28 protein-coding genes are annotated in these 26,071 nt (G+C 38.4%); 12 read left to right on the forward strand and 16 right to left on the reverse strand.

From position 1 onward, the window contains the following. Window positions 1-23: 23 nt before the first annotated feature. The 3 genes from glmS to P8O16_RS07420 all read right to left on the reverse strand — a co-directional run bounded on the left by glmS (window position 24) and on the right by P8O16_RS07420 (window position 4,127). Window positions 24-1,865 (reverse strand): glutamine--fructose-6-phosphate transaminase (isomerizing), encoded by a 1,842-nt coding sequence (gene glmS / locus P8O16_RS07410; protein WP_300312696.1) that lies wholly within the window; start codon window positions 1,863-1,865, stop codon window positions 24-26. Window positions 1,866-1,987: 122 nt separating this feature from the next. Beyond that, window positions 1,988-3,238, reverse strand: coding sequence for a DUF4270 family protein (locus P8O16_RS07415; protein ID WP_300312699.1), 1,251 nt, complete (start codon window positions 3,236-3,238; stop codon window positions 1,988-1,990). Window positions 3,239-3,308: 70 nt separating this feature from the next. Then, entirely contained in the window at window positions 3,309-4,127 is an 819-nt protein-coding gene (locus P8O16_RS07420; RefSeq protein ID WP_075349991.1) for a glycogen/starch synthase, read from the reverse strand. Window positions 4,128-4,257: 130 nt separating this feature from the next. On the opposite strand from P8O16_RS07420, the gene panC reads away from it, so the two are divergent. From panC to P8O16_RS07450, 6 genes are all read left to right on the forward strand, one after another. Next, window positions 4,258-5,106 carry a pantoate--beta-alanine ligase gene (panC, locus tag P8O16_RS07425; RefSeq protein ID WP_367182801.1) on the forward strand — a complete coding sequence of 283 codons (849 nt, stop codon included), beginning with the start codon at window positions 4,258-4,260 and terminating at the stop codon, window positions 5,104-5,106. 21 nt (window positions 5,107-5,127) lie between these two features. Next, window positions 5,128-5,475 (forward strand): aspartate 1-decarboxylase, encoded by a 348-nt coding sequence (panD, locus tag P8O16_RS07430; protein WP_300312704.1) that lies wholly within the window; start codon window positions 5,128-5,130, stop codon window positions 5,473-5,475. Beyond that, window positions 5,475-6,479: a lysylphosphatidylglycerol synthase transmembrane domain-containing protein gene (locus P8O16_RS07435; protein ID WP_300312707.1), complete on the forward strand. Its 1,005-nt coding sequence runs from the start codon at window positions 5,475-5,477 to the stop codon at window positions 6,477-6,479. The genes panD and P8O16_RS07435 overlap by 1 nt, the downstream gene beginning before the upstream one ends. A gap of 31 nt (window positions 6,480-6,510) precedes the next feature. Further along, a complete protein-coding gene (locus P8O16_RS07440; protein ID WP_300312710.1) occupies window positions 6,511-7,197 on the forward strand; it encodes a zinc metallopeptidase in 687 nt (228 codons plus the stop codon). Window positions 7,198-7,294: 97 nt separating this feature from the next. Continuing rightward, complete coding sequence (locus P8O16_RS07445; protein WP_300312713.1) at window positions 7,295-8,434, forward strand: acyl-CoA dehydrogenase; 1,140 nt, start codon at window positions 7,295-7,297, stop codon at window positions 8,432-8,434. Window positions 8,435-8,573: 139 nt separating this feature from the next. Further along, the gene (locus P8O16_RS07450; protein WP_300312716.1) at window positions 8,574-9,500 is read left to right on the forward strand and encodes an AraC family transcriptional regulator; all 927 of its coding nucleotides are present in this window, start codon (window positions 8,574-8,576) and stop codon (window positions 9,498-9,500) included. Here the strand turns inward: P8O16_RS07450 and P8O16_RS07455 are convergent. The 4 genes from P8O16_RS07455 to P8O16_RS07470 are packed head-to-tail and all read right to left on the reverse strand — an operon-like array spanning window position 9,486 to window position 11,632. Next, entirely contained in the window at window positions 9,486-10,265 is a 780-nt protein-coding gene (locus P8O16_RS07455) for a geranylgeranylglyceryl/heptaprenylglyceryl phosphate synthase (RefSeq protein ID WP_300312719.1), read from the reverse strand. The two genes, P8O16_RS07450 and P8O16_RS07455, sit on opposite strands and share 15 nt — an antisense overlap. Then, on the reverse strand, window positions 10,237-10,620 hold the full coding sequence (locus P8O16_RS07460; RefSeq protein WP_300312722.1) for a hypothetical protein: 384 nt from the start codon (window positions 10,618-10,620) through the stop codon (window positions 10,237-10,239). Before P8O16_RS07460 ends, P8O16_RS07455 begins: the two co-directional genes overlap by 29 nt. Further along, entirely contained in the window at window positions 10,613-10,972 is a 360-nt protein-coding gene (locus P8O16_RS07465) for a phage holin family protein (RefSeq protein WP_300312724.1), read from the reverse strand. Before P8O16_RS07465 ends, P8O16_RS07460 begins: the two co-directional genes overlap by 8 nt. A gap of 60 nt (window positions 10,973-11,032) precedes the next feature. Continuing rightward, window positions 11,033-11,632, reverse strand: coding sequence for a YkgJ family cysteine cluster protein (locus P8O16_RS07470; RefSeq protein ID WP_300312725.1), 600 nt, complete (start codon window positions 11,630-11,632; stop codon window positions 11,033-11,035). Between the two features lie 170 nt (window positions 11,633-11,802). Here P8O16_RS07470 and P8O16_RS07475 point away from each other — a divergent pair, with 170 nt between their 5' ends. The 6 genes from P8O16_RS07475 to P8O16_RS07500 all read left to right on the forward strand — a co-directional run bounded on the left by P8O16_RS07475 (window position 11,803) and on the right by P8O16_RS07500 (window position 19,259). Then, entirely contained in the window at window positions 11,803-12,525 is a 723-nt protein-coding gene (locus P8O16_RS07475; protein ID WP_300312728.1) for a TIGR00730 family Rossman fold protein, read from the forward strand. Beyond that, on the forward strand, window positions 12,526-13,464 hold the full coding sequence (locus P8O16_RS07480) for a lytic transglycosylase domain-containing protein (RefSeq protein ID WP_300312731.1): 939 nt from the start codon (window positions 12,526-12,528) through the stop codon (window positions 13,462-13,464). It begins immediately after the preceding gene. 203 nt (window positions 13,465-13,667) lie between these two features. Beyond that, the gene (gene uvrA, locus P8O16_RS07485) at window positions 13,668-16,499 is read left to right on the forward strand and encodes an excinuclease ABC subunit UvrA (protein WP_300312733.1); all 2,832 of its coding nucleotides are present in this window, start codon (window positions 13,668-13,670) and stop codon (window positions 16,497-16,499) included. A 79-nt stretch (window positions 16,500-16,578) separates the two neighbouring features. After that, complete coding sequence (locus P8O16_RS07490; protein WP_300312735.1) at window positions 16,579-17,631, forward strand: sensor histidine kinase; 1,053 nt, start codon at window positions 16,579-16,581, stop codon at window positions 17,629-17,631. Between the two features lie 14 nt (window positions 17,632-17,645). Then, window positions 17,646-18,380: a LytTR family transcriptional regulator DNA-binding domain-containing protein gene (locus tag P8O16_RS07495; RefSeq protein ID WP_300312738.1), complete on the forward strand. Its 735-nt coding sequence runs from the start codon at window positions 17,646-17,648 to the stop codon at window positions 18,378-18,380. A gap of 123 nt (window positions 18,381-18,503) precedes the next feature. Continuing rightward, a complete protein-coding gene (locus tag P8O16_RS07500; RefSeq protein WP_300312741.1) occupies window positions 18,504-19,259 on the forward strand; it encodes a LytTR family transcriptional regulator DNA-binding domain-containing protein in 756 nt (251 codons plus the stop codon). A gap of 86 nt (window positions 19,260-19,345) precedes the next feature. Here the strand turns inward: P8O16_RS07500 and P8O16_RS07505 are convergent, their stop codons facing one another. The 9 genes from P8O16_RS07505 to P8O16_RS07545 form a co-directional block, all read right to left on the reverse strand. Continuing rightward, window positions 19,346-19,585, reverse strand: coding sequence for a hypothetical protein (locus P8O16_RS07505; RefSeq protein ID WP_300312744.1), 240 nt, complete (start codon window positions 19,583-19,585; stop codon window positions 19,346-19,348). A gap of 261 nt (window positions 19,586-19,846) precedes the next feature. Continuing rightward, entirely contained in the window at window positions 19,847-21,193 is a 1,347-nt protein-coding gene (locus P8O16_RS07510) for a PhoH family protein (protein WP_300312747.1), read from the reverse strand. Between the two features lie 385 nt (window positions 21,194-21,578). Continuing rightward, entirely contained in the window at window positions 21,579-22,592 is a 1,014-nt protein-coding gene (locus P8O16_RS07515) for a phosphotransferase (protein WP_300312749.1), read from the reverse strand. After that, window positions 22,585-23,178, reverse strand: a complete 594-nt coding sequence (locus P8O16_RS07520; RefSeq protein ID WP_300312753.1) for an AAA family ATPase — start codon at window positions 23,176-23,178, stop codon at window positions 22,585-22,587. The genes P8O16_RS07515 and P8O16_RS07520 overlap by 8 nt, the downstream gene beginning before the upstream one ends. A gap of 367 nt (window positions 23,179-23,545) precedes the next feature. Further along, window positions 23,546-23,812 (reverse strand): RHS repeat-associated core domain-containing protein, encoded by a 267-nt coding sequence (locus P8O16_RS07525; protein WP_367182802.1) that lies wholly within the window; start codon window positions 23,810-23,812, stop codon window positions 23,546-23,548. Window positions 23,813-23,823: 11 nt separating this feature from the next. Further along, complete coding sequence (locus tag P8O16_RS07530) at window positions 23,824-24,210, reverse strand: hypothetical protein (protein WP_300312756.1); 387 nt, start codon at window positions 24,208-24,210, stop codon at window positions 23,824-23,826. 1 nt (window position 24,211) lies between these two features. Next, window positions 24,212-24,580, reverse strand: coding sequence for a hypothetical protein (locus P8O16_RS07535; protein ID WP_300312758.1), 369 nt, complete (start codon window positions 24,578-24,580; stop codon window positions 24,212-24,214). Between the two features lie 67 nt (window positions 24,581-24,647). Further along, on the reverse strand, window positions 24,648-25,055 hold the full coding sequence (locus P8O16_RS07540) for a hypothetical protein (RefSeq protein WP_300312760.1): 408 nt from the start codon (window positions 25,053-25,055) through the stop codon (window positions 24,648-24,650). A 50-nt stretch (window positions 25,056-25,105) separates the two neighbouring features. Further along, window positions 25,106-26,071 (reverse strand): RHS repeat-associated core domain-containing protein (locus P8O16_RS07545; protein ID WP_300312763.1); only part of this gene is annotated, 966 nt, incomplete at its 5' end.

The raw sequence follows: 26,071 nt of genomic DNA on the forward strand, positions 1-26,071 counted from the left end.
ATCGAATCGATAGCCTTTGAAATTTATTCTACAGTAACTGACTTGGCTAAATTCCTTGGTTGATCCACGTTGCAACCTCTCATCACAGCAATGTGATAGGATAGTAGCTGAAGTGGCACCACTGAAACTAAAGGAGCAAAGGCCTCATGAGTTGCTGGAATTTCTATCACGTGGTCAGCCATTGCTTTTACCTGTGTATCACCTTCGGTAACAACGGCAATAACTTTTCCTTTTCTGGCTTTTACTTCTTGGATATTGCTAACTACTTTTTCATAAGAGCTGTCTTGAGTCGCAATAAAAATCACCGGCATTTCCTCATCAATTAATGCAATCGGACCATGCTTCATCTCTGCTGCTGGATATCCTTCAGCATGGATGTATGAAATCTCTTTCAACTTCAAGGCTCCTTCTAAAGCAACCGGGAAATTGTATCCTCTTCCCAGATAAAGCGCATTTCTAACATTTTTGTATTCTCCTGCAATGTATTTGATCGCTTCATTACTTTGCAAAGCCTTCTCAACTTTACTTGGTATAGCCTCAAGCTCGTTTAGCAGTTGGATGTATCTGTTTTCAGGTAGAGTCCCTCTTTGATAACCTAGTTTCAAAGCCATCATCGCCAAAACAGAAATTTGAGCTGTGAACGCTTTGGTAGAAGCTACTCCAATTTCTGGTCCAGCGTGCGTGTAAGATCCAGCATGGGTAGCTCTAGGAATCGAAGAACCTACAACATTACAAACTCCAAAAATTGTTGCGCCTTTTGACTTTGCAAGCTCGATTGCAGCTAAAGTATCTGCGGTTTCTCCGGATTGTGAAATAGCAATAACAAAATCTTTTTCGCTGATTACTGGATTTCTGTATCGAAATTCCGATGCATATTCCACCTCCACAGGTACTCTTGCAAACTCTTCAAACAAGTATTCGGCAACTAAGCCTGCGTGCCAAGAAGTTCCACAAGCGGTGATAATGATTCGTTCTGCATTTTGGAATTTATTCATGTAGTCACGAAGACCACCAAGAACCAATCTTCCAGATTTTGCATCCAGTCTTCCTCTAAGGCAATCCGCAATTGATTTTGGCTGCTCATAGATTTCCTTTAGCATGAAGTGCTCGTAACCGCCTTTTTCGATTGCCTCAAGCTCCATTTCCAATTGATTGATGTAGGGACTAGTCTCTACATTTTCAATGGTTTTAACTTGAAGTCTATTATTCCGAATTACTGCAATTTCATAATCATCTAGATAAATGACCTTATTAGTGTATTCGATAATCGGTGTAGCATCAGATGCTAAGAAGTACTCATCTTCTCCAACTCCTATCACCAAAGGAGATCCTTTTCTTGCAGCGATAAGCGTATCAGGCTCCTCTTTATTGATCAATACGATCGCATATGCTCCTACTACCTTATGTAATGCAAGCCGAAGTGCTTCTTCCAGACTACAGTGATTGTTGATTTGAATATCTTCGATAAACTTGATAAAGACCTCAGTATCCGTATCTGACTGGAAGGTGTAGCCTTTCTTCTCAAGGTCCTTTTTCAACACCTCGTAGTTTTCGATGATCCCATTGTGGATCATAGCTATTTTCTCAGAAGAAGAGTAATGCGGATGAGCGTTTGCATCATTCGGTTCACCATGAGTAGCCCATCGGGTATGACCAATACCTATCTTCGAAGTCAAATCAAACGAAGATTCCAGATGTTTTTCCAATTCGGAAACCTTCCCTTTCTTTTTATAAATACTCAAGCCGCTGCTATCTAATAGCGCTACACCTGCACTATCATAACCTCTGTATTCTAATCTTCTTAAACCTTTGATGATGATTGGCAAGGCTTCCTGCTGACCAACGTACGCAACAATTCCACACATATTGAAAAATTTTTTAGCTTTTTATTTACTTCTACAAAGAAACATGATTCCATCCAAAAAAAATAGCCCACTTCGCCTTTTTAGCGCAGTGGGCTAGCCTGACTTTTTCGAAAACGATTGTATTACCTGATTTTCGAATAAATAACTTTTACTTTAATATTTTCCTGGTTGACTAAAAACTCTCTAAATGAACGTTTAAAATCATCTCCGGAAGTCTGGGGCGAATTGCCATAAAGCAACCAATCTCTTCTTGTTATCTCTTTTCGATAAAGAGCTCCCAAATATGAGCTAATCTGTGTTGTATAAATCCCAGTATTCTCATTAAACCTAAGTATTGAGGGAGCATTTACTGCTGGTTGCTCATTTCCATCAGCATCTAATACTATCTGCGGCTGGCCATCTGTTTGCAAAGTCAAGGGAAGACCGTCTGACCTTGTTAATATCTCATTTGAATTATCAGTAAAATAAATAATCATTGACGAAAGCGGATTCTGAGTTTCAGGTTGATCCTGAATCTTTCCAATTTCAAAATTTACCTGATTAAAAGTTACCCCATCTAAAGTATCTAAAAATGGGTCAAATGGACTGGTGTCTAATTTAATTGTCATCCCTAGATTGGCTTTCAATCCTACTAAAGGTCCTACATCATAATCTTTCCCCAAATCCTCAACAATTGCTGTAGCAGAACCCGATCGATCACTTTTCACTCCATTGAAGCTTCTTGATGAAGCAGTATTGATTTCATAAATAGAGGGTAAAGTATCGCCTGCCAAATGGTAATAGAAAGACAATTTTGTTAGGAAACCAAGATTGACACCGACTGTAGCATTATCTCCTTCTCTTGCCGTAACTGCAATCCCAGGAAAGTAATCCCTGAAACTAAAGAGGTCATTAAACTCCCTTCCTCTTACAATTTTATCAAACAATTCAAGACCAAACTCTTCGTTTACCGGCATTTTAATTGTTGTGTCTCTTACATCATCAAAAGTAATTTCTGCTTGGGAGAAGGGCTCATTCTCAAAAGACAGCTCATCAAAATTGTAATAAAGCGTATCCAGAATAGGCTGAGTCAATTTATGAATCGAGATCTGTTTTGGTTGATCAAGATTTTCCCCATTAACACTGACTACGTCTAGAAAAAAGAAAACTGAATCAAAAAATGCCTCTCTTGTTGGTCTATCTTCTGTGACATCAATAAACATTCTAGAAAAACCTCTTCCAGAAGATTTCCCGAAAAAGGGGTCAACTTCTTCCCCTACTATCAGCACCCCCTGATTTGTGGTATTAAAAGAATCAAGTAAAACTACCCTAGCAGGAAGTTCAATTTCAGTGAAAAACACGCCGATTTGATTATTTCCGGGCGCTAGCTGCAAGCCTACCGTGGCAGGATCGCTGCAAGAAAAACTAAGAAATGAAATTGAAAGGATCGCCCATAGGGCAATCTTAACCGGCGAGGTTGGTATATATGTCGTAAAGCTCTTCGTGAGCTTGTTCTTCTGATTCTGATTCAATGCTGATTTCAAACTTCTTGTCTTTTGAGAGACCCTCGATTAGTTGGTTTAATTCTGCGGAAACTTCACCGCCTTTGACTATCAAATCGGCATATTCCATACCCATCTTGATAAATCCTATGTAGTCTTTGCTCATCAAAGGTGCTAAAATAGCGTCATCTATATCCACCATCTTAACCTTGTTTAACAAATCATCGCCAAAGGTATGAGAAAATCCATTGTTATAAACGGCAAATACGGATTTAGTATTCTTAAAAAGTGGCTCACTTTTGTAAGTAGTCTTCAAATACATAGGAATCAAGCTTGTCATCCAATCATTACAATGAACGATATCTGGAGCCCATCCTAATTTTTTAACTGTTTCAATCACTCCTTTACAAAAGAAGATCGCTCGCTCGTCATTATCTTCATAAAATTTCTTCTGCTTATCATGAAAGACATGCTTCCTTTGGAAGTAATCTTCATTATCTATAAAATAGACTTGCATTTTCGCATTAGGAATTGAAGCCACTTTAATAACCAACGGCTTCTCCTCGTCTCCTACTGCGATATTAATTCCGGACAAACGAACAACCTCATGTAATCTGTTCTTTCGTTCGTTTATCAAACCAAATCTTGGTACTAAAATCCTGATCTCCATTCCTCGCTCCTGCATAGCTTGTGGTAGGGCCCTCAGGAAGTTTGCAACTTGGGAAGTTTCAAGAAAAGGATTGATTTCACTTGCGACGTAGAGAATACGTAAATTGGACATAGTTATCGGATTTTAAGTATTAAGGTGATAAACAGCTGCGCAAATATATAAAAAAAATGCTGAAACGCCTTGTATTTCTGAATATTAATATAGATTTGCCCCTATTTACCCATTAAATACCCCCTCTCTTTTGATACAGATTTGGCGCCGGGATGACTGGCAAGAAAAATGGCTTAATGCCATACAATCAAATAAAACAATAGGTTTTGTACCTACTATGGGAGCACTTCACGAAGGCCATTTAGAGCTGATTCGTGCCTCCAAACTGACCTGTGATATTACGGTGGTTTCAATTTTTGTAAACCCAACGCAGTTCAACAATTCGGAAGATTTTACCAATTATCCGAAAACTCTAAATGAGGATTTAGAAAAATTAAGACAAGAAAAAGTTGATTATGTATATACACCATCAAATGATGATATATATACAGAACTGCCTATCCTCAGTTTTTCTTTTGGAAGATTGGAATCAACTTTAGAAGGGGCATTCAGACCCGGCCATTTTAACGGAGTTGGGATTGTGGTTTCTAAGCTTTTTAACATAATCAGACCGAATCGATCATTTTTCGGTCAAAAAGATCTGCAGCAAGTTGCAATAATCAGGCGACTAGTTACCGACCTCTCATTTGGTATTGAATTGGTAGTAGTCCCCACTAAAAGGGAGCCGGATGGTCTTGCGATGTCCTCCCGAAACCTTAGACTTTCTCCAATAGAACGAGAGAGTGCTCCCCAAATTTTCAAAAGCTTGACAAAGGCAAAAAATGAACTATTGGCAGGAACAAGCTGGTTTAAAGTACAACAAGAAATTGTCGCTAGTTTTAAAGAAAATTCATTGATGAATCTTGAATACTTTGAACTGATTCATCCTGACACCTTTATGCCTTATCAAGAATTTGACTCAAATCAAAAATCTTCAATTTGCACAGCAGCATACTTAGGAAATATCAGATTGATCGACAACCTTTCTATTATTTCTTAATTTTGCAGCAAAACTAAACCAATGCAAATTCAGGTATTAAAGTCAAAAATCCACCGTGTGAAAATCACCCAGGCGGAATTACACTATGTAGGCTCCATCACCATTGATGAAGATCTAATGGATGCTGCGAATCTAATCGCAAATGAGAAAGTTCAGATCGTAAACGTAAATAATGGCGAACGTCTGGAAACCTATGTCATCAAAGGAGAAAGAGGTTCAGGAGAAGTTTGCCTAAACGGTCCCGCTGCGAGAAAAGCACAAGTGGGAGACATCGTAATCATCATCTCCTATGCAGGAATGGAACTCGAAGAGGCTAAGAACTACACTCCAAAACTGATCTTCCCCGACGAGCAAAACAAACTAATCTGATGCTTCAGAAAAATCTTAAACAAATTATCCAGCTGACAATTTCTCTTGGGGTTGCCGGTTGGATTTTTTGGTTTTTATACCGGGATATTGCTTTAGATAGTCTGATTGAGCAGGTCAAGTCAAGTAATTGGTTTTGGATCCTAACATCCTTGACAATAGCACTAATAGGATATTGGGTTCGAGGATGGAGATGGAGTCTTTTGATTCAAGAAGAGGAGGGACTCAAAGTAACTCCTAATAGAGCTTATCATGCAGTGATGGTGGGATATCTGGTCAACATGCTGGTCCCAAGAGCTGGAGAAGTGGCTCGCTGCGGAGTCCTTACTCGGACAAACGGAATCTCTTTGGGGCATTTAGTAGGAACTGTCATCGTGGAACGAAGTGTAGATTTAATTTTTTTGATCGGCACTATACTTTTGGCCTTTTTGGTAGAAAATGAGCTTTTCTTAAATCTCGCAAGTCAATTGGTAGATTTAAAGGCTTTAAGCGATGGTATCCTTTCCAACCTTCCAATAGCTTTGGGCGGCTTAGTCATCTTTATCCTATTTATTTACCTTGTTTTTAGAAGATTCAAAAACCACTCTTTGGTAAACAAAATCCAGCATTTTTTCAGGGAAATCAGAGGCGGCCTGAAATCTATAGGCAAACTCCAAAATCCTGTAGGCTTTGTGTTCAGTTCAATTTTGATCTGGTTGATTTATTTTTTGACCATGTACACCGTTGCATTGGGAATCCAAAGCACTGCCAATTTGTCTTCAAGCGAAGTGCTTTTGGTAATGGTAATGGGCAGTATTGGCATGATTGCGCCTGTACAGGGAGGTATAGGCACCTTTCATGCGCTTGTGGCTTTCATTTTGATACAACTTGGTGTATCCGAACAAGACGGGAAAATCTTTGCTGCAATCATACATGGCACTCAGGTTCTACTGGTCTTAGTTTTTGGTTTGTTCAGCTGGATAATTTTAGTGAGAATTCCAGCTTGGAAAAAACCCGACTTGTTCTAATTTCGTAATCATTTCGCTAACTAATTTAAACATGATCATAGTAATCTTTGTAGTCTTTGCCGCAGCTGGTTTTCTAGTCAGCAGGACTTTAAAAAGTAAATTCAAAAAGTATTCTCAGACACCTTTGAAAGCAAATCTTTCAGGTGCTGAAATTGCCAAATTAATGTTGGCAGACAATCAAATCACAGATGTACAGGTAGTTTCCGTAGAAGGACAGTTGACAGACCATTATAATCCTCTGAATAAAACTGTAAATCTAAGTCCAGATGTCTATTATGGCCGCAATGCTTCTGCTGCTGCAGTAGCTGCCCACGAATGTGGTCACGCGGTGCAGCATGCAAAATCGTACGCATGGTTAAACTTGAGATCCACGCTGGTTCCTATTCAAAATAGCGCAAGTAAAATTCTGAACATTGTTTTGATTGCATCCCTTTTTGGAGGATTTGCATTAGGCCTTCCTTATGAGTTTGTCGGATATATCGTGGTCGGTGCCTATGGGGTAATGACATTATTTACTTTAGTTACACTTCCAGTAGAATTTGATGCAAGTAATCGGGCATTAGCATGGGTAAAAACCCGAAACATTGTCACTCCCGATGAATATGCAATGTCAAAAGACGCATTGAAATGGGCGGCTATGACTTATGTAGTTGCAGCCTTGGCTGCTCTAGCAACATTAGCCTATTATATTTTCATTTTCTTTGGAAATAGAGATTGATCCAGATCAAATAACTAATTCGAAGAGGGGCAAGGTTTTGCCCCTCTTCTTTTTTTGATTTAATTTCAAGATTGAATTAAACCCAAACAATTAAAATATGCATTTCCAACTTACTGAAGAGCATTTAGCAGTACAAGAAGCGGCGAGAGAGTTTGCACAAACTGAATTATTACCGGGAGTAATTGAACGTGACTCAGAGGCAAAATTTCCAAAGGAGCAGGTAAAAAAAATGGGAGAACTTGGATTCATGGGAATGATGGTGGAGCCAGAATATAATGGGGGTGGAATGGATACCATCTCTTATGTTTTGGCAATGGAAGAACTATCCAAAATTGATGCCTCGGCTTCAGTTTGCATGTCAGTAAACAACTCTTTGGTTTGCTGGGGTTTGGAGAAGTACGGATCAGAAGCTCAAAAAGAAAAATATTTAAAAAAACTCGCTACGGGCGAAGTTCTTGGGGCTTTTTGCCTTTCTGAACCTGAAGCTGGTTCTGATGCTACTTCACAGCGGACAGAAGCACAACTTAATGGCGATCATTATATTTTAAACGGAACGAAAAACTGGATTACCAACGGGTCTTCCGCAAGCATTTATCTAGTAATCGCCCAAACGGACGCTAGCAAAGGTCACAAAGGAATTTCCGTTTTCATAGTCGAAAAAGGCTGGGATGGATTTATTGTCGGTAAAAAGGAAGATAAACTTGGAATCCGTGGTTCGGATACCCATTCTCTTATGTTTACCGATGTCAAAGTGCCTGTTGAGAACAGAATCGGAGAAGAGGGATTTGGATTTACTTTTGCGATGGAAACCCTTAATGGAGGCAGAATCGGAATTGCTGCCCAAGCATTAGGCATTGCAGCAGGAGCTTATGAGTTTGCATTGGCTTATTCCAAAGAGCGAAAGGCCTTTGGCAAACCAATTAGTCAACATCAGGCGATTCAGTTCAAGCTTGCAGATATGGCTACTACTATTGAAGCCGCAAGACTTTTAGTATATAAAGCTGCTTGGCTCAAAGATCAAGGCGAGGATTATTCCCATGCTTCAGCAATGGCCAAACTTTACGCCTCACAAGTGGCCATGGATGTGACCATAGAGGCTGTTCAGGTACATGGAGGATACGGCTATGTCAAAGAGTATCATGTCGAGCGATTGATGCGAGATGCAAAAATCACCCAGATATATGAGGGAACTTCTGAAATTCAAAAAATAGTCATATCTCGAGGTATTCTAAGATAAAATTAAGCTCTTGAGTTGAAGGGTATAATTTCTATAAATTATACCCTTTTTTTATTTTTATACTTATGTTGATAAAAAAGTGATGTTTTTTAATTAGAAAAATTATATTTTTGGCTTTTAAACATCTTCCAAATAATTCATGGAATATTACAACAAAGTCATTGAGTCAGTCAATGTTAGGTTTATTAGAGGGAATAATTATAGGCTCGAAAAGCATTTTTCTGTCAAAGACTATCGAGAAGCTGAAAATACCTTAATCCTACTTCACCACGGCACATTAAAATTTGGCGAAGATCAAGAGCTTTTAAATGAAGGGGAAGTACTCTTTCTTCCGGCAGATCAAAAAACCAAGCTAACTATTGGCAATAGTGCGAAAAAAACCGAGTTGAATAATTCCCAATTCAAAGAGTCAAAGAAAAAATATCTTCAAAGTCTTTCTTTCAAGGATATTCAAAACTCGGAAGAGGATTGTATCTCGATGATTAGCTTTGAATCCAAAGTTTTTGATGTTGTCAACTTCTTTAATTCACTGGATATTCCTCCTTTTATCATTCGATTCAATGATCGCCTTTCTACTGTAATGGAAGATTTGATGAAAGAGGTTGAAGTCAGTTATATTGGTAAAGAGCGTATTTTGAAGGCGGAGACTGAGATTTTAGTGATCGAGCTTTTGCGTCATATTTTGAAAAACCGTCTTTTCTTGGAAGAACTTTCTACCAATGCGACCTATTTCAAAGATCCTAGATTGATTGATCTTTTCAATTTTATCAAAACCAATCTCGGTGGAGATTTATCCAATAAAGTGCTAGCCCAAGTAGCTAATGTATCTGAAGATTACGTAGGTCAATATTTCAAAATGCTTACCGGAATTAATCCACAGGATTACATCGAATACCAGCGAATGGAAACCGCAGTTGAATTATTAAGAACTTCGAAAAAATCTATCCGGGATATTGGTAAAGAAGTAGGATACAAGGACACAGCCTATTTCTGCAGAAGATTCAAGATGATGTATGGAGTACCGGCCGGGAAAATGCGTAGAAGAGAATCGCTAATTAACGTTTAAAGCAGTATTCAATCCTGATTTAAATGCCAAGGCCTCGACCAAAAAGTCGGGGTCTTTTTCTATGGCATTACCCAAAACTACCACATCCGCACCAGCATTGAAGGCTATCTTAAGTTTATCCATTGAATCAATTCCACCGCCTACTATCAGCGGATGATTAATAGTCTTTCTTACTTCCTCAATAACTACTTCTGAAACAGGTTTTTTTGCTCCACTTCCGGCGTCCAAAAAGAAAAACCGCATCCCCATAAATTGCCCTGCAAGGGCGGTTGCTATGGCAAGTTTTGGTTTGGAATTAGGTATAGGCGTTGTTTGACTGATGTATTGAACACTGGTGACATCACTTTCATTAACCAATAAATAGGCTGTTGGAAGCACTTCAATATCCATTTGATTAATTGTCGGTGCTGCTGCAACCTGCTGTCCAATCAGGTACTCCGGATTTCTCCCTGAAATTAAAGAAAGAAACAAAATGGCATCAGCTTCTTTTGCTAACTGTAATTGGGAGCCAGGAAAAATCACAACGGGAATATTTCCAGAGATAGTTTGAACTGATCGAATTACTTCTTTGAAATTATCTTGATTCAAGCAGCTGCCCCCAACAAAAATGAAATCTAATCCAGAATCTCTAACCCAGGAAAAATCTCTTTCGACGGAAGCTGTATCAATAATTTTATCAGGATCGATAAGCCAAGCAATACCTTTTTGGGAAGTTCTGTGAATAGCTTTTAAAAGCTTACTTACTTTTTTCTTGGACGTCCTCATCTTCCTTTGCTAAATTAAAAAGGTTGGGAAGCAATTTTTCCTTTGCAATTGCCAAACCTAAAATCAACAAACGTTGGCTAAGACTTGGCCAAAAGCTTGATTTTTGAGGTTCAGTAAGTTTCTTCTCCAAGTCTTTGGTAAGTAAACCTTCTCTTTCCAATACCTCAATTGCGCGATCAGTTTCTCTGTCTTTTTTCTTTTTGGAGGTTCTTATTATTGCATAGGTCAACAAGCCTCCAGCTAAGACTAAGCCTCCTATTTTAACCCATTCTTTCGAGTCAACTTTCAAAAGTTCTAATTGCTTGGAAAGGGTCTGTTCAAGTTCCTCAGCTTTATTTTCTAGATCCTTATTCATTTTCATTTTTCTTATTTCTTCTTTTGAAAATAAAACTCCTCAGTCCTGATTCTACAGTCCGCTGCACAGCTTGTGAATATCTAGTGTAATACAAAACTGCCATCAGTATCAGATACAAACCCCCTACCATCAAAAAGCCCATGTAGGAAGTCTTAGTATATTGACTCAGAAAAAAAGCCAATGAAAAACTGAAAAACAAAAGGACCAAAAGACCTACCGCACTGATAAATATCAAAAGCATTATCCGAAATACAATTCCGATAAATTCTTCTTGAATCTCATATTTCACCAATTCTACTTTGGTTTCTACGATTCCTTTGACCGTTTCTATTATTTCTCCAATTTTCAACATGCGGGAAAATTTACTTAAAATCTAAACCCCAATATACTTTAAAAGCAAAGAGCAAAAAAATTACAACTCTTGAAGTAACTCTCCTTCTTGATAAAATTTGTAGCGCAAAACCAATTCCAATGCCAATTTTATCGCAGTATTTATAGGGTGCTGTTGGGCCAACTGATCGTCGATTTCCTCTATTAGCATATAATATTTTGCGGCATTGGGAATCCCCATATCTTGGTTTATTCGCTGAGTGGTAAGTTGATATTTCTCAGATTTTTCTTCTTTCAGGATTTTGCAGATGATCAACTCTTTTGAACCATATTTATTCTTTCTTGCTGCAGCAGCAAACAACCTGCAAATCATCCCCCGATTGGCATAATTCGTACAATAACCCTTTTTCCCATCAGCAGAATGAGCTCTGTAAACTATACAAGCACTTCCTTCTTCATCGGAATCCAACAAATTCAAAATAGTATCGGCAAGACCTTTATTAAAAAAGTCAAAAGCAAGAGGCAAAAATTCCAATGGGGACGCAGAAACCTTAGGATTTGCGCAGCACGCTCCGCATCCAGCAACACATCCCAAACCACTCTCAGAAGCGAATTGATTCGCTTCTTCACCAAGCTTTTCAAATAATTTTGAAACAGCCTGAGACTTCTCTGCAAGATTCATCGATATATAAATAATATTACAAAACTACGATGGAGAAAGGCTCATTGATTCTTAGATCCTCTATTTTTTTTATATTGACCCTCAATCCTTTAGGAAATCCTTAGGACATAAAATTTAATTTCATTGTCCATTTCAGAAAGAAGATCGTTTTCTTAGGTAAAAGAATTTTTATGAGCAACGAAGAAGAAAAAATTGCGGAAGATAAAATCAGAAGTGCTTTCAAAGAGCGAGACTGGAATGAAATCAAAAGTGCAGACTCATGGGTAATCTTTAAAGTGATGGCCGAATTCGTAGAAGGATTCGAAAAACTATCCAAAATAGGCCCCTGTGTTTCGATATTTGGTTCAGCTCGTACCGCCAGAGATCACGAGCATTATAAGATGGCAGAAGATATAGCCGCTAAGCTTGTCCGTCACGGATATGGCGTGATTACCGGTGGTGGCCCCGGTATCATGGAAGCAGGTAACAAGGGAGCCTACTCCGAGGGAGGGAAATCGGTAGGTTTGAACATTGAATTACCCTTTGAGCAGTTCAATAATATCTATATCGACCGAGATAAGCTGATGACTTTTGACTATTTCTTTGTGAGAAAAGTCATGTTTATCAAATATTCCCAAGGCTTTGTAGTTCTTCCTGGCGGATTCGGAACAATGGATGAGTTTTTTGAGGCTTTAACTTTAATACAAACCAATAAAATTGGAAAATTTCCGATCGTGTTGGTTGGTAAATCCTATTGGGAAGGTCTGGTAGACTGGATTAAAAAATCTCTTCTCTCTCATCATTATATCCTTGAGGACGATTTGGAGTTGTTTAGTGTAGTAGAAGATGCAACCGAGGCAGTGAAAGTAATCGATGAATTCTACTCCAAATACTTACTCAGTCCGAACTTCTAAATGTCTAAAAACCATATCATACTGCTCTATTTTTTAGTGATAGTTTGCTTAGGCATTACGATTTTCTCACTATTTAAAAGTCAGAATTCTCTGGGGTCTGAACCAACTCTTGCATCAGAGCAGTTGATGAATACCATCCCGGGTTCATTCAGGGATTCAATCCGGTTATTTGATCTTCCAGCAGAACTATCCTTCGCCGGAGAATCAGTTCCGCTTTCGATTCCCGATGTGAGAGAGCGATTGGAGAGGGAAATCTATGTAAATGCCTATTGGGAATCCAATATGCTTTTACTGATGAAGCGATCTTCCAAATTCTTACCTCAAATCGAAGAGTGGTTAAAAGAAAACAATGTCCCAGATGATTTTAAATATCTGGCTATCGCTGAATCGGGCTTAATGAATGTAACTTCCCCAGCAGGGGCAAGAGGTTTTTGGCAATTTATGCCTGCAACTGCAAAAGAATATGGACTGGAAGTGAGCAAGGACGTTGATGAACGATATCATTTCGAAAAAGCCACAAAAGCAGCTTCGAGATACCTTACAAAAGCACACACCAAATTTGGGGATTGGACCGCCGTAGCTGCGAGTTATAATATGGGGCAAACTGGCTTCGCAAAACGACAAGAAGAGCAGCTTAGCAGAAACTATTACGAACTGTATTTGAACGATGAGACAAGCAGGTATATGTTTCGGATTCTGGCTTTCAAGGTGATATTTGAAGATCCTGAAGCCTTTGGTTTCAAATTAAGGCCTATAGATTATTATCAAAACCCTCCTCTCAAATCAATCAAGGTCACTTCCGATATTAAAAATCTAGCCCGTTGGGCCAAGACAAACGGTAGTAACTATAAAGATTTGAAGCTTTACAATCCCTGGCTTAGAGATAAGGATCTCAATATCAAAAGAGGAAAATCCTACGAAATACTTTTGCCAGAATAATAGAAACCAGCGAGTCTTCTTAAAGCCCTGACCATTTTTAAATGAAATTCCAATTCTGATGGAACCTCAGTCTCGCTATTGATTTAGAAAATGTCCCCTTGCTTCAAACCAACCTGACCCTATTTGGGTTAGTATCTTGAAATACAGCTAGTCCTTCCCTTTCTAATTTCGTACCTTCGCCGATTGAAATCGTCCCTTTATTTATGAGTAATACCACTTCTTCTCAGGAAGAATTTATAGAAATTTTTGGTGCTCGTGAGCATAATCTGAAAAATCTTGATCTGAAAATCCCACGAAATAAGCTTGTGGTTTTGACAGGCTTAAGTGGTAGTGGAAAGAGTTCTCTTGCCTTCGATACGATCTATGCTGAAGGTCAGCGGCGTTACATGGAAAGTTTCTCTGCCTATGCAAGATCATTTTTGGGAGGGCTGGAGCGTCCAGATGTCGATAAAATTAACGGGCTTTCGCCTGTAATTGCTATTGAGCAAAAAACTACTTCGAAAAACCCAAGATCAACTGTGGGCACGGTCACAGAAATCTACGATTTCATGCGTTTGCTTTACGCCAGAGCAGGAGAAGCTTATTCCTACCTGACAGGCAAAAAGATGATCCGTCAGACTGAGGACCAGATTATAGAGCAGCTTTTTGCAAATTTCTTAAACAATAAATTATATATCCTTGCACCAGTGGTAAAGGGTAGAAAAGGTCATTATAGGGAACTTTTTGAGCAAATCCGTAAAATGGGATTTTCAAAAGTCAGAGTGGATGGAGTGGTCATGGAGATGGTCCCGAAAATGCAAGTAGATCGATATAAAATCCATGACATTGAAATCGTTATTGATCGAATCATCGCCGAGGAATCAGATCGGTTTAGGATTACCCAATCTATAAAATCTGCATTGCAGCACGGTAAAGGAGTAATGATGATTCGAGATGAGGCGGGAGAGATTCACCATTTTTCCAAATACCTCATGGATCCGGAAACGGGCCTTTCATACGATGAGCCTGCGCCTAATTCCTTTTCTTTCAATAGTCCATATGGTGCCTGCCCGGTTTGCAATGGTCTGGGAATTACTGAAGAAATCACCCGAGAAAGTATTATACCTGACCCCAAACTCAGCATCACAAGAGGGGGGATTGCTCCTTTAGGAGAATATCGGGATATCTGGATTTTTAAAAAGATTGAAGCGATTCTCAAGCATTATAAGTGCTCGATGAGCACACCAATCAAAGATTTGCCCGAGCAAGTCATTGAAATCCTTCTGAATGGTGATAAGGTGGAAGTAGCAGTTGATTCGGTGAAATATCCTGGAACCAAATGGCACACGACTTTCGAAGGAATCATCAATTTCCTTCAGAAATATCAAGAAGGGAGTTCTGATAAGATTCAAGATTGGGTAAGTGAATTCACTGTAACTCAAACCTGCCCAGAGTGTAATGGCTATAGGTTGAAAAAAGAATCTCTGCACATCAAATTAGATGATACCCATATCGGTCAATTGGCTGTGATGGATATCCGTAGCTTAGGAGAATGGTTTGAAAATTTAGAAGAACGACTCTCAGAAAAGCAAAATAAAATCGCTGCCGAAGTATTGAAAGAAATCAGAAAACGAATTGGTTTCTTGCTAGACATAGGATTGGATTATTTGTCTCTTAATAGGCCTCTTCGAACACTTTCAGGAGGGGAAGCTCAGCGAATTCGACTGGCGACTCAGATTGGAACTCAACTTGTGGGTGTCCTTTATATCTTGGATGAACCAAGCATCGGTCTTCACCAGCGTGACAATGAAAAACTGATCAAAGCCCTTCAAAGTCTTCGAGATTTGGGAAACTCTGTCTTGGTAGTGGAACATGACAAAGACATGATGCTCGAGTCTGACTATGTAATTGACATGGGCCCTGGAGCAGGAAGGCATGGCGGCCATATTGTAGCATCAGGTACACCCTCAGATATCCTCAAATCTTCTTCCGTCACTGCAGAATACCTCAGTGGAAAACTTGGATTACCTGTTCCAAAAAAGAGGAGAACAGGTCAAGGCATCTCACTTTCCCTCAAAGGTGCATCAGGAAACAATCTCAAGAATGTGGATCTCAATCTGCCACTTGGCACGTTGATCTGTATCACAGGTGTCTCAGGATCTGGAAAAAGCACACTAATTCATGAGACACTATATCCTATTCTAAATCGAGAGATTTATCACTCCAAAAAGGAGCCTATGGCCTATAAAAGCATAGATGGGTTGAAAGAACTCGATAAAGTAATCGAAGTAGATCAATCCCCGATAGGCAGAACTCCGAGATCAAATCCAGCTACATACACGGGAGTTTTCTCCGATATCCGCACCCTTTTCACCGAACTTCCCGAATCAAAAATCCGTGGCTATAAGCCGGGTCGTTTTTCTTTTAATGTAAAAGGTGGACGTTGTGAAGATTGTGAGGGAGCAGGTATGAAATTGGTTGAAATGGATTTCCTTCCCGATGTGCATGTTCCTTGTGAGACTTGTAAAGGCAAGCGATACAACCGAGAAACTTTAGAAGTCCGATTCAAAGGAAAGTCCATTTCGGATGTCTTGGATATGACCGTGGAGCAGGCAGTTGAATTTTTTGAGTTTCAGCCTAAAATACTCCGAAAGATCAAAACCCTAAATGATGTAGGACTGGGGTACATCACGCTAGGTCAGCATGCTACTACACTTTCAGGTGGGGAGGCGCAACGTGTGAAACTGGCAACAGAACTTTCGAAAAAAGATACCGGAAAAACCTTCTACATTCTGGACGAACCTACGACAGGTCTACATTTCAAGGATATCGAACTTCTCATGCTCGTGGTTCAGGGATTAGTGGATAAAGGAAACACTGTCCTGATCATTGAACATAATCTTGACATCATAAAGATGGCAGATTACATTGTAGATTTGGGTCCGGAAGGCGGAAACAAGGGAGGTTCTATAGTCATCCAAGGTACACCTGAAATAGTGGCAATCCATCCAGATAGCTACACCGGCAAATTCCTTAAGCCGGAGTTAAATGTCTAAAAATTGATTAAATCAAAGGTTTCCTCCATTTATCAAAATAAAAACCCTAAAGATGTGAGGAAGATTAACTTTGTTGATCATGAATAGAGAGAGGCTTTATTGGATACTTCAGATTTTAGGCTGGGGAGGATTTGCCTTCGTGATTATTTTTCTTGCCTCACTTTCCAGTGGAGTATCGGCAGTTCAGGTTTGGGCTTTTGTGGTTTTGGCGATGTTCAATCTGGTCTCCACCCATTTTCTGCGCTATATCGTGAAGACCTATAATTGGTTTAAGCTGAGCATTCCCCTTCTTTTATTCCAATCGTTACTCGCTATACTGGCATTAAGCTTTGTCAATGTAATAGCTCAGATCCTGATAAATATTGTCTTCAACACCCTAAACCCAACTGAGGATTTTAGGATTTTGGTGATTTTGGCTAATCTTTTTCAGGCATTCTTATTCTATGTCATGTGGTTTTTGCTTTATTTTCTCTTCCACTTTTTGGATAATTACAACACATCCTTAAAATACGAAGCCAAAATAAATGAGATCCGTCTCAATCATTTGAAAAGCCAGCTCAACCCACATTTTATATTCAATGCGCTAAACAGTGTTCGTGCTTTGGTAGATGAAGATCCAGTAAAAGCTAAATCTGCAATCACCAGAATCTCCAATATGCTTCGGTTTTCACTGATGATGGATAAAAAACAAACCATCGAATTTGCCGAAGAACTGAATACTGTAAAAGACTATTTGGAGCTAGAGTCAATTCGATTTGAGGAGCGCCTTCAAATAAGATACTTGATTGAGGATGAAGCTTATAGCTACAAAATACCGCCTATGATGCTTCAAACAATTGTGGAAAATGCGATAAAGCATGGGATTTCAAACTTGGTCAAAGGAGGCTTGATTGAGATTAAATGCAGGGAAGGATTAAATGAGGATTTGTATATTCAAGTGAAAAACAGCGGCCATCTTGACCAAACCCCCAGCCTAAAATCAAAAGGAGATGAAGGTCACGGCCTGAGTAATACAGTACAAAGACTTAAATTAATCTACGGAGATCAGGCAAGTTTTCGAATATTCAATTCTGGAAACCAATTTGTGATCACCGAAATTAAGATTCCAAAACAAAGAGTTAACTTCGAATAACAAACTAAAAAAAAATGCGAGCGATTGTAATCGATGATGAAAGACTAGCTCGAAAGGAGCTAATTACCCTTTTGAATCAATTGGAAAGTGTTGAAGTGGTAGGAGAAGCCGTAAATGTGGATGATGCAAAAGAAAAAATAGATCAATTAAATCCAGATGTAATATTCCTCGACATTCAAATGCCAGAAAAAACAGGCTTTGACTTGCTGGAAGAATTAGAAAATGTTCCTCATGTAATTTTCACAACAGCCTATGATGAATATGCCCTAAAGGCCTTTCAAGTCAATGCATTGGATTATTTATTAAAGCCGATTGAACCGAAAAGACTTGAAGAAGCCATCACCCGACTTCAGAGCAAAATCGAAAGTTTTACAAGATCAGAGGTTTCTACATCGAATATAAATCAGAAAAAACTTACTCTAGATGACCAGGTTTTTGTCAAGGATGGAGATCGATGTTGGTTCGTAAGACTTTCCAATGTTAGACTTTTTGAGTCTGACGGTAATTATATCAAAGTCTATTTTGATAATTTCAAACCAATGATTCATAAGTCATTGAATGCCTTGGATGAGCGACTTGATGAGAAATCTTTTTTCAGGGCAAGCCGAAAACACATCATTAATCTGGGCTGGGTAGAAGGCATCGAGCCTTGGTTCAATGGAGGACTTGTAGTCACGCTCAGAGGTGGAGACAAAATCGAAGTTAGCAGGAGACAAGCAGCCAGATTTAAAGAAATGATGAGTCTGTAAATATTTCATAACCAAAAAAAAGCATTTGATTTTCGGAATAAAATTCGGTAATTAGAGGTGTATTATGACAAAAAAATTTTAATCATAAAATAATACCTCTAACCTTAACCACTTCCAGCCAATATGAAAGAAGAGCGGATTCTAATCGTCGAAGACGATATCAGTATCGCAGAGAATATTCAAGAAATTCTTGAACTATTAGGCTATGTGAATATTGATATTGCAAACTCTGCCAATCAGTGCATCAAAGTCATAAAGAAAAACCGACCAGATTTGATATTTATGGATATCAAATTAAAAGGTGATAAAGACGGGATTGAACTTGGTGAGATTGTTAAACAAATGGTAGATGCTCCTTTGGTGTATGTAACTTCATATTCGGATCCTACTATCATCGAGCGGGCAAAACGAATTAATCCAGCTGGATTTATCGTGAAGCCTTTCAACACAAATGATATTCATGCAATTGTAGAAATTGTACTTTATAATAAGCGAACAAAACCAGCGACTGAAACTGCCGCAGTAAAGACCGCTGCAGATAGTCCCTTCCTGGTAACTGATTCTGTATTTATCAAAGCCGATAATGCATTCGAAAAAGTACCATACGAGGAGTTATATTATGTGGAGGCAAATGGAAACATGGTCACTATCTATACCAGAAATAGAGACTATAGTATCCGTAAATCGATGAAAGAGATCGAAGAAATTCTTCCTTCTCAATTATTCTTACGAGTACAAAAATCTTTTATCGTCAATCTTGGGCAAATTGAAAGCTTCAATACCAAGGAGATTTTCTTGAAGGGTGGAGCTGCGGTTCAGGTAGGAAGGCAGTATTATAATAGCTTTTTAGCGAAATTGAACACCATCACTGAAAGTTAAAAAAAAGAAAGAGGTGGATAAAATCCACCTCTTTAGTCTAATCAAACAATCAACCAAATTAACCCTTACGAGTACTTTAAATTTCTTTAAACCCCAAGCTTTGGAAATACTTCTGATACTTGGGGTTTTTCATTTTGGAATTCTGTGAATTCAATGATCGAACTATGCGATCGTTCTCCGATTGTAGTAGTTGGTTTAGCATATTCAAATCGGGCAGTTTGCTTGGCGAGCTTCGCTTCTTGATTTGCCTTTAGGACAATGGTAATCGCCATTATAAATCCTAAAGCAGCACAAATATTTTTCTGAGTAAATAGTGAGGTAGTCATGGCGTAAATAGTTGGTTTAGCGTTCTATCCTACCTATTCCAAAAAGCGCCCCTTTTTTTTAACTACTTGATTTTCAATTTTTTAAAAAAAATGCCAAGATTTTTGCTGTACGATAACGTACAGGATTTCCTCAGCATCGAACAATCAATTAAGATTCAAAAGGTTGCACCCTCCACAATTTTTAACAGTTAAAAAATCTGATCTCTTAAGAATCAAAAAAAAGGCTTCTTTCGAAGCCTTTTGAATAATGGATAAATAGGGTCAAAGAAGTTCGTTGGCCAGATTCGCCAACTCTGACCGTTCCCCCTTTTCCAGCTTGATATGCGCATAGAGCGGATGATCTTTCACCCGATCAATCAGGTAGGAAAGCCCATTGGACTGTGAATCCAAGTAAGGGGTATCAATCTGAAATACATCACCTGTAAACACAATCTTGGTATTATCCCCAGCTCGGGAGATAATCGTTTTGATCTCATGAGGCGTCAAGTTCTGCGCTTCATCCACTATAAAGAAAATATTGGAAAGTGATCTTCCCCGGATATAAGCCAATGGCTGAATCACTAATTTCTCTTGATTTACCAATTCAGTTATTTTCTGAAATTCTTTATCGGTCTCTTTATATTGATTTTGTATGAATTTTAGGTTATCCCAAAGCGGCTCCATATAAGGATTCAACTTCGACTTGACATCACCGGGAAGAAAACCGATATCCTTATTGCTCAAAGGTACGATTGGCCTTGCCAAGAAAATCTGTTTGTATTCCCTTCGCTGCTCCAATGCTCCCGCTAATGCAAGTAGGGTTTTACCCGTCCCTGCTACACCCTGAATGGAGACTAACTTGATATTGGGATCCATGATTGCATGTAATGCAAAAGCTTGCTCCGCATTTTTTGGCTTGATGTTATAAGCCAAACGCTTGTCAACACGCTCCAGAATATTTTCCTGAGAATTGTAATAAGACAGGACCGAGTTTTTGTCGGAGCGAAGAATGTAAAAGGCGTTAGACTTTCGCTTTCGAGTCCCGAGAACGGTTTTCGCCTCTACATAACCCTGATCGTATAGTGTATTGATCGCGTTGATATCCACATTTTCCATCACATACTTTCCAGTATTCTCAAGTTCCGTGATGTTTTTGATTTTACCAGTCTCATAGTCTTCGGCATGAATCTCCAAAGACTTTGCCTTAAGCCGTAGGTTGATATCCTTACTGACCAAAATCACCTTTCGGTTTTTCTCAAACTGCTTGAGGTAAAGTGCTGCATTTAAGATTTTATGATCGTTTTTTTCCTCGCCAAAAATCTCATTTGCATTAAGCTTATTGTCTGGGTTCATGAGTACCCGAAAGTTCCCTTTCGTCTTCCCATTCAAAGGAGTCCAGTTATGAATCATGTGATCCTGAGATAGCTTATCCAGCAATCGGATAAACTCTCTCGCCTCAAAATTCTTGGTATCATTGCCCTTTTTGAACTGATCCAGTTCCTCCAAAACTGTAATCGGAATGACTACGTCGTGTTCGGCAAAATTCATGATGGAGTTGTGTGCGTAAAGGATGACTGAAGTATCCAGCACAAAGATTTTCCGATCGTTTTCGGATTTGGCTCTAGGCATGCGCAGGTGTTTATTAAGCTACTGTACATTTTAATTTAGAAAAATATTGGATGTATTGCCCAAGTTTTAAAAAGAATTTATGGTTAATAAATCAATAATATCTCTTATCCATTTGACAATCAATGCAATAAAAAAGGCAAAGTTTTCATCCTTTTCCTCGATTCTAGACAGCTTTGACTTTTATGCCTTCAAAGCTGCGAAATTCTCTTGTCAGAGACTCTTAATAAAGCTTTCCTCTGTATTACTGAATCCCGCCTAGGCGTAGTCAAATCATCGTGGTGACTCTAGGTATAATTTATCTTCCCTGCTCCTATGCAGCTTTCGCAGACTTCTCTTAACCAAACATTCTACTCTACACTCAGAAGAAGATCAAGGGCTATTCATTCTATAGATTGAGTTCTACTTGATAACTTAACGCAAGTTCAAGATACTTTTTACCCTTGGCTAATTTTTGGGCTTTCTTTTCGGGGTTAGGTTCGGACTGGCTGTTCAATAGAAATACTTTAGCCCTTACATTTGCCCTCAGGCTCTTGAAATACAGGAATATTTCTTTATCCACTTCTTTTGGAAAGGAGGTCAAAATGGCATCATACGCATCCAAAAACAAATCCGAAAGGTCTTTCCTGCCGAAAAATTCCAGATCCATGCAAAGGAAAGCGATTTCATATAAAATATCTATCTGCCTGAAAGCATCCTGAAATTCAATGCAATCAAATATAACCGGGGATTTGTACAAAAAAATATTGCCACTATGAAGATCGCCATGAACATCCCTTTTAAATCCTTGCTTGTTTCTTTCTCCAAATCTCCCAGCATGTCTCTTTAAAAAATCATCACTGAAAGAAATCAATCGTGGGATCACCTCTGAAAAGTCTGTTTCAAATTCTTGCAAAACCACTTCTTGAACTGTGATCAAGTCATTGAACAATTCTCTAGCTTGTTTCTGAATAAATTCACTATCAATGATTTCGGCAGTTTGATGAAACTCAGCGACCTGCTTGGCCAAGAGTGAAATCCTTGAGGGATCGACTTTATTTTGAGCAAGAAGCGCATCCATTCTTTTGTCTCCACGCATCCGTTTCATGCAAACCACATAATCCACAATTTTCCCTGTTCCGTCTCCAATGACAAATTGTTCATTGAAATAGGTTACAGGTTGGACGGAAAGGTAAATAGAGGAAAATCTTTTGTTGAGCTCCAATTCCTTTTCACAGTTTTTTTTTCTCAACTCGAGGGTGGAATAATCCAAAAATGACAATTTTATGTCCTTCTTGATTTTAAAAGCATGTCTTCTGCTCAGAATTACCCAAGATATGTTGGTCTCTTCCAATACCCCTTTGATGGGTTTACCTTGATAGATTCCTTCCACCATCAACTGCCTTACTTCCTGCCTATTCATGATCTGAATGAATATATTTCACAGCTTTTTCTACACTTTCTTGGAGTGCACTATCAGTGGATTGGATCAAAAGATGGGCTTCCCGGATCGGTTCAAACTCAGATTTGATCTTCTGATAAACCTCCATATCTGCCTCACTGTCCTCTCTGGGTTTAGAAAGCCTTTTTGAAATCAGTTCTTCATCTGCTTTGATATGGATAATTAATAGTTTCCATGATAAAGACTTGGCAAAAGAAATAAAAGGATCTCTGATTTTTTGCAAGTAAAAAGTACCATCCAAAACCAGGCTTCTACCTGATTTATGGATTTCCTTAGCCCTACTCAACATCTCCTCGTAGACAGATAATTTGTTGTCCATTTGATAACTGCCCATCAACCCTATTTCTTTTCGGATCTCATCACTCCCAAGATATTCTGCTCCTATTTCTTTGGCCAATCCTTTTGCAAAATAGCTCTTACCAGAACCTGGAAGTCCCATAACCATGACTAGTACTGAATTAACTTTAGAGTGCTTTTTCATAATGACACAATCCAAACTTTGTGGGTAGTCAAACACATTTCCCCCGCCTCGGAATAGTGAAATCATTGCGTGTAATTGGGAGTAATCTGCTACAATTGACGGTACTACCACAGCCTTATACTCTTAGCATCCCGTAAGGCTGTCGGGATACCGTTAGTTCAAGATCCAAAATCTTAGGCTCATTTTCAAATCCCGATTGCTCCCGGCTGCATTACGGGAGTCTAAATGATATTAAAAATAGTACCTACGTTTAGTCCCAACCATGTTTTATCTACACCCAGCAGGGGGATAATTGCTAGAAGTTGAAGCTTCGACTTCTAACCTATTATGATTTGAATCTGGCTTTTGATCATATTATATTTTGAAAAAACCAATCCAAAAAAAAGGGAAAGGCTTCCACCTTTCCCTCGATTCTATAAAACTTTGACTTTTATTAGGTCAACAAAGCCGCAATATCGTCTTGCCCCAGACTCTTCATAAAGCTTTCCCCATCTGGGTCAATTCTAGTTAACGGGTTCTCCACATATGAATAAGGTGATGCATTGTAGTAATTTTCTGCATGCGGATCCACAACAAACCACCTCCCGATCGCCGGATCATACATCCTGGCCCCGTAGTCATACAAGTTCACTCCAAGGTGGCCATTTGCCTCCTTGCCGTTATAAAGATACTTATTCCCCAGCTTGGTGGAATTGCTAATCCTACTCTGTCTTAATCAGGTTTTCTACTCTCTGCCGAGGAATTTACACTTTCCTCTGAATCAGATTTAATACCATAATTAAAAATAGCAAATAGGAGAGTTATAATGTAAACTATTAATTGATATTTTATTATTTCAAAATGGCGAGAGTCCCAAAGAATGTAAACAATAGGTAGACTGGCTATGCAATAAGCGAAACCTCTTGTTAGGCGAACTTCAAATTTCATTAAGCCTCTAAACTTCATTATTGATTGCTTATATTCAATTAATGGCAGTAAAATCATTAATCCCAATATAACTAACAGTAAAATGAATTGATGAAATCTATCAAAACTAATTAGATATAATGAATATAAAAATATCACCAAAGCAACAAAACATATTCTTAATTTTGACATTTTATTTAGTTTTATCAAATTTATGGGTTATACTCAAGCCTTCTGGAGACACAACCTTTGATGCAGCATAACCAGAAACTGCGCCAGCAGCTATTTGGTATTTCAAAGATAGTCCACTAGTAGCAACAGCTGTAACAACTGATGTAACCCCTGCGATTCCGTTATTCAAATTATCAGCGGTTGTCTGTAATTTGCTATCGCCACCATTAGAATCTTTATAGTCCGAAACACTATTTGCTACATCTGTCAAATCATTATCTACCTGATCTAAAGGAATATCTTGAACTTTTGTCATAGCAACTTTTTGATTGTCCCCTGTCCCCGTTTTCGTAAATGCAAATTGACTTGCAGTGGGATAATTGATTGCCAAGAGCGGGATTGTAAATCTAAAACAATACTAATCAAGGTTTAACCCAATCGAAGCAATATCCATTAATTTACATCTCCAATTCTAATAATTGCTCTATAATATTTTGAGCATCTTTACTTATAAAATTAAAAGGGAAAATAATAAGAATATAGCTTATAAATATCATGATTAAAGGCATACATTTTAACCAAAGAGAAATTGGTTCAAATAATATTAAATAAAATATAAAAAAAAGTGAAAAAATAAAAATAAAATAGAAAACCAAGACATACTCTGAAAGCATAAATTGAAGTTTCAATTTTGTATTTTTATCAACTTCACTATAATTACCAACTATTTTCACTAGTGTCATATTCGAATAAACACTATTTTTATAAGCAACAAAGCCATTATTTTCTAAATGCCCATAAAATTTATTTGAAAATAATCTACTCCCCACAGACTGATTTACTAATCTATCTAATCTATAATTCATATTCATGCTAGACAGCCTAGAATTATAATATTTACTATAATAAGGAAATTTTACCATGAGTAGAGTTTATGCGATTTAATATTTTGATAAGAACTGCTGAACCTAACTGGTAAAGCACTAAAAGAAACTCCTGCTGAATACCAGTGATTTGTTATTGAAGACCCACCTGCTAAATTAAGGAAATCTAATCCACCTGAAATTTGAGAAGCATTACCCTGTAAATCACCTATTGTAAGGTTATGACCATTAAATCCTCTTACATCTGAATATCCTATGTGCAAATTAATTCCAAAAGAAAGATCATATCCATAAACCCTTCCATGTTCAAAAGTAAGTATTCCACCATTCCCAACACCACCAATGTCACTTGCTGAGAATCCCACTCCATAACCAAAATCATGAAATGCAAACGAACCAGAAAAATCAATTCCAACATAATCTGGAATCAAATTCAAAGGGTCTGGATATCTTTTTGGTCCATTCATGTTTATTCTTCCGAAAGTTGAATACTCTAAATTTTTATCCATCCAATTGTCTGCTGCTCTTCCTAAAACTCCTCCTAAGTCTCTTGGGGCAGATACTGTATGTTCTGGAAGAGTTGATCCTTCATAAATTTTTTTATCATTAGAATTTATTTGAGAATCTTGGCAAATGCATCTAAATAGATTCTCATTCGGATCAGGCTTATCAAACTTTTTATTTTCATCCCCAGAATAACCGCTAAAAGTAACTCCGCCATTTGGATCCATAGGTGCCATTCCATCCGGATCGATAAACCTCATCGGATTGTTGAAGGCATAATTGTAAGGTGAATGTCTCCGCATCTGCTCCGCCATCGGGTCAACAACAAACCATTTCCCTATACTTGGATCATATAATCTCGCTCCATAATCATACAAGTTCACGCCCAAGTGGCCGTTCGCCTCCTTGCCATTATAAAGATAAGGATTCACTTTAATTCCTCCATACTGATAACCAAGACCGCTTAGTTCTACTCCCCACGGATCGAAGTGGGT

It is taken from the genome of Algoriphagus sp. (assembly GCF_029254265.1).
GTDB lineage: Bacteria > Bacteroidota > Bacteroidia > Cytophagales > Cyclobacteriaceae > Algoriphagus.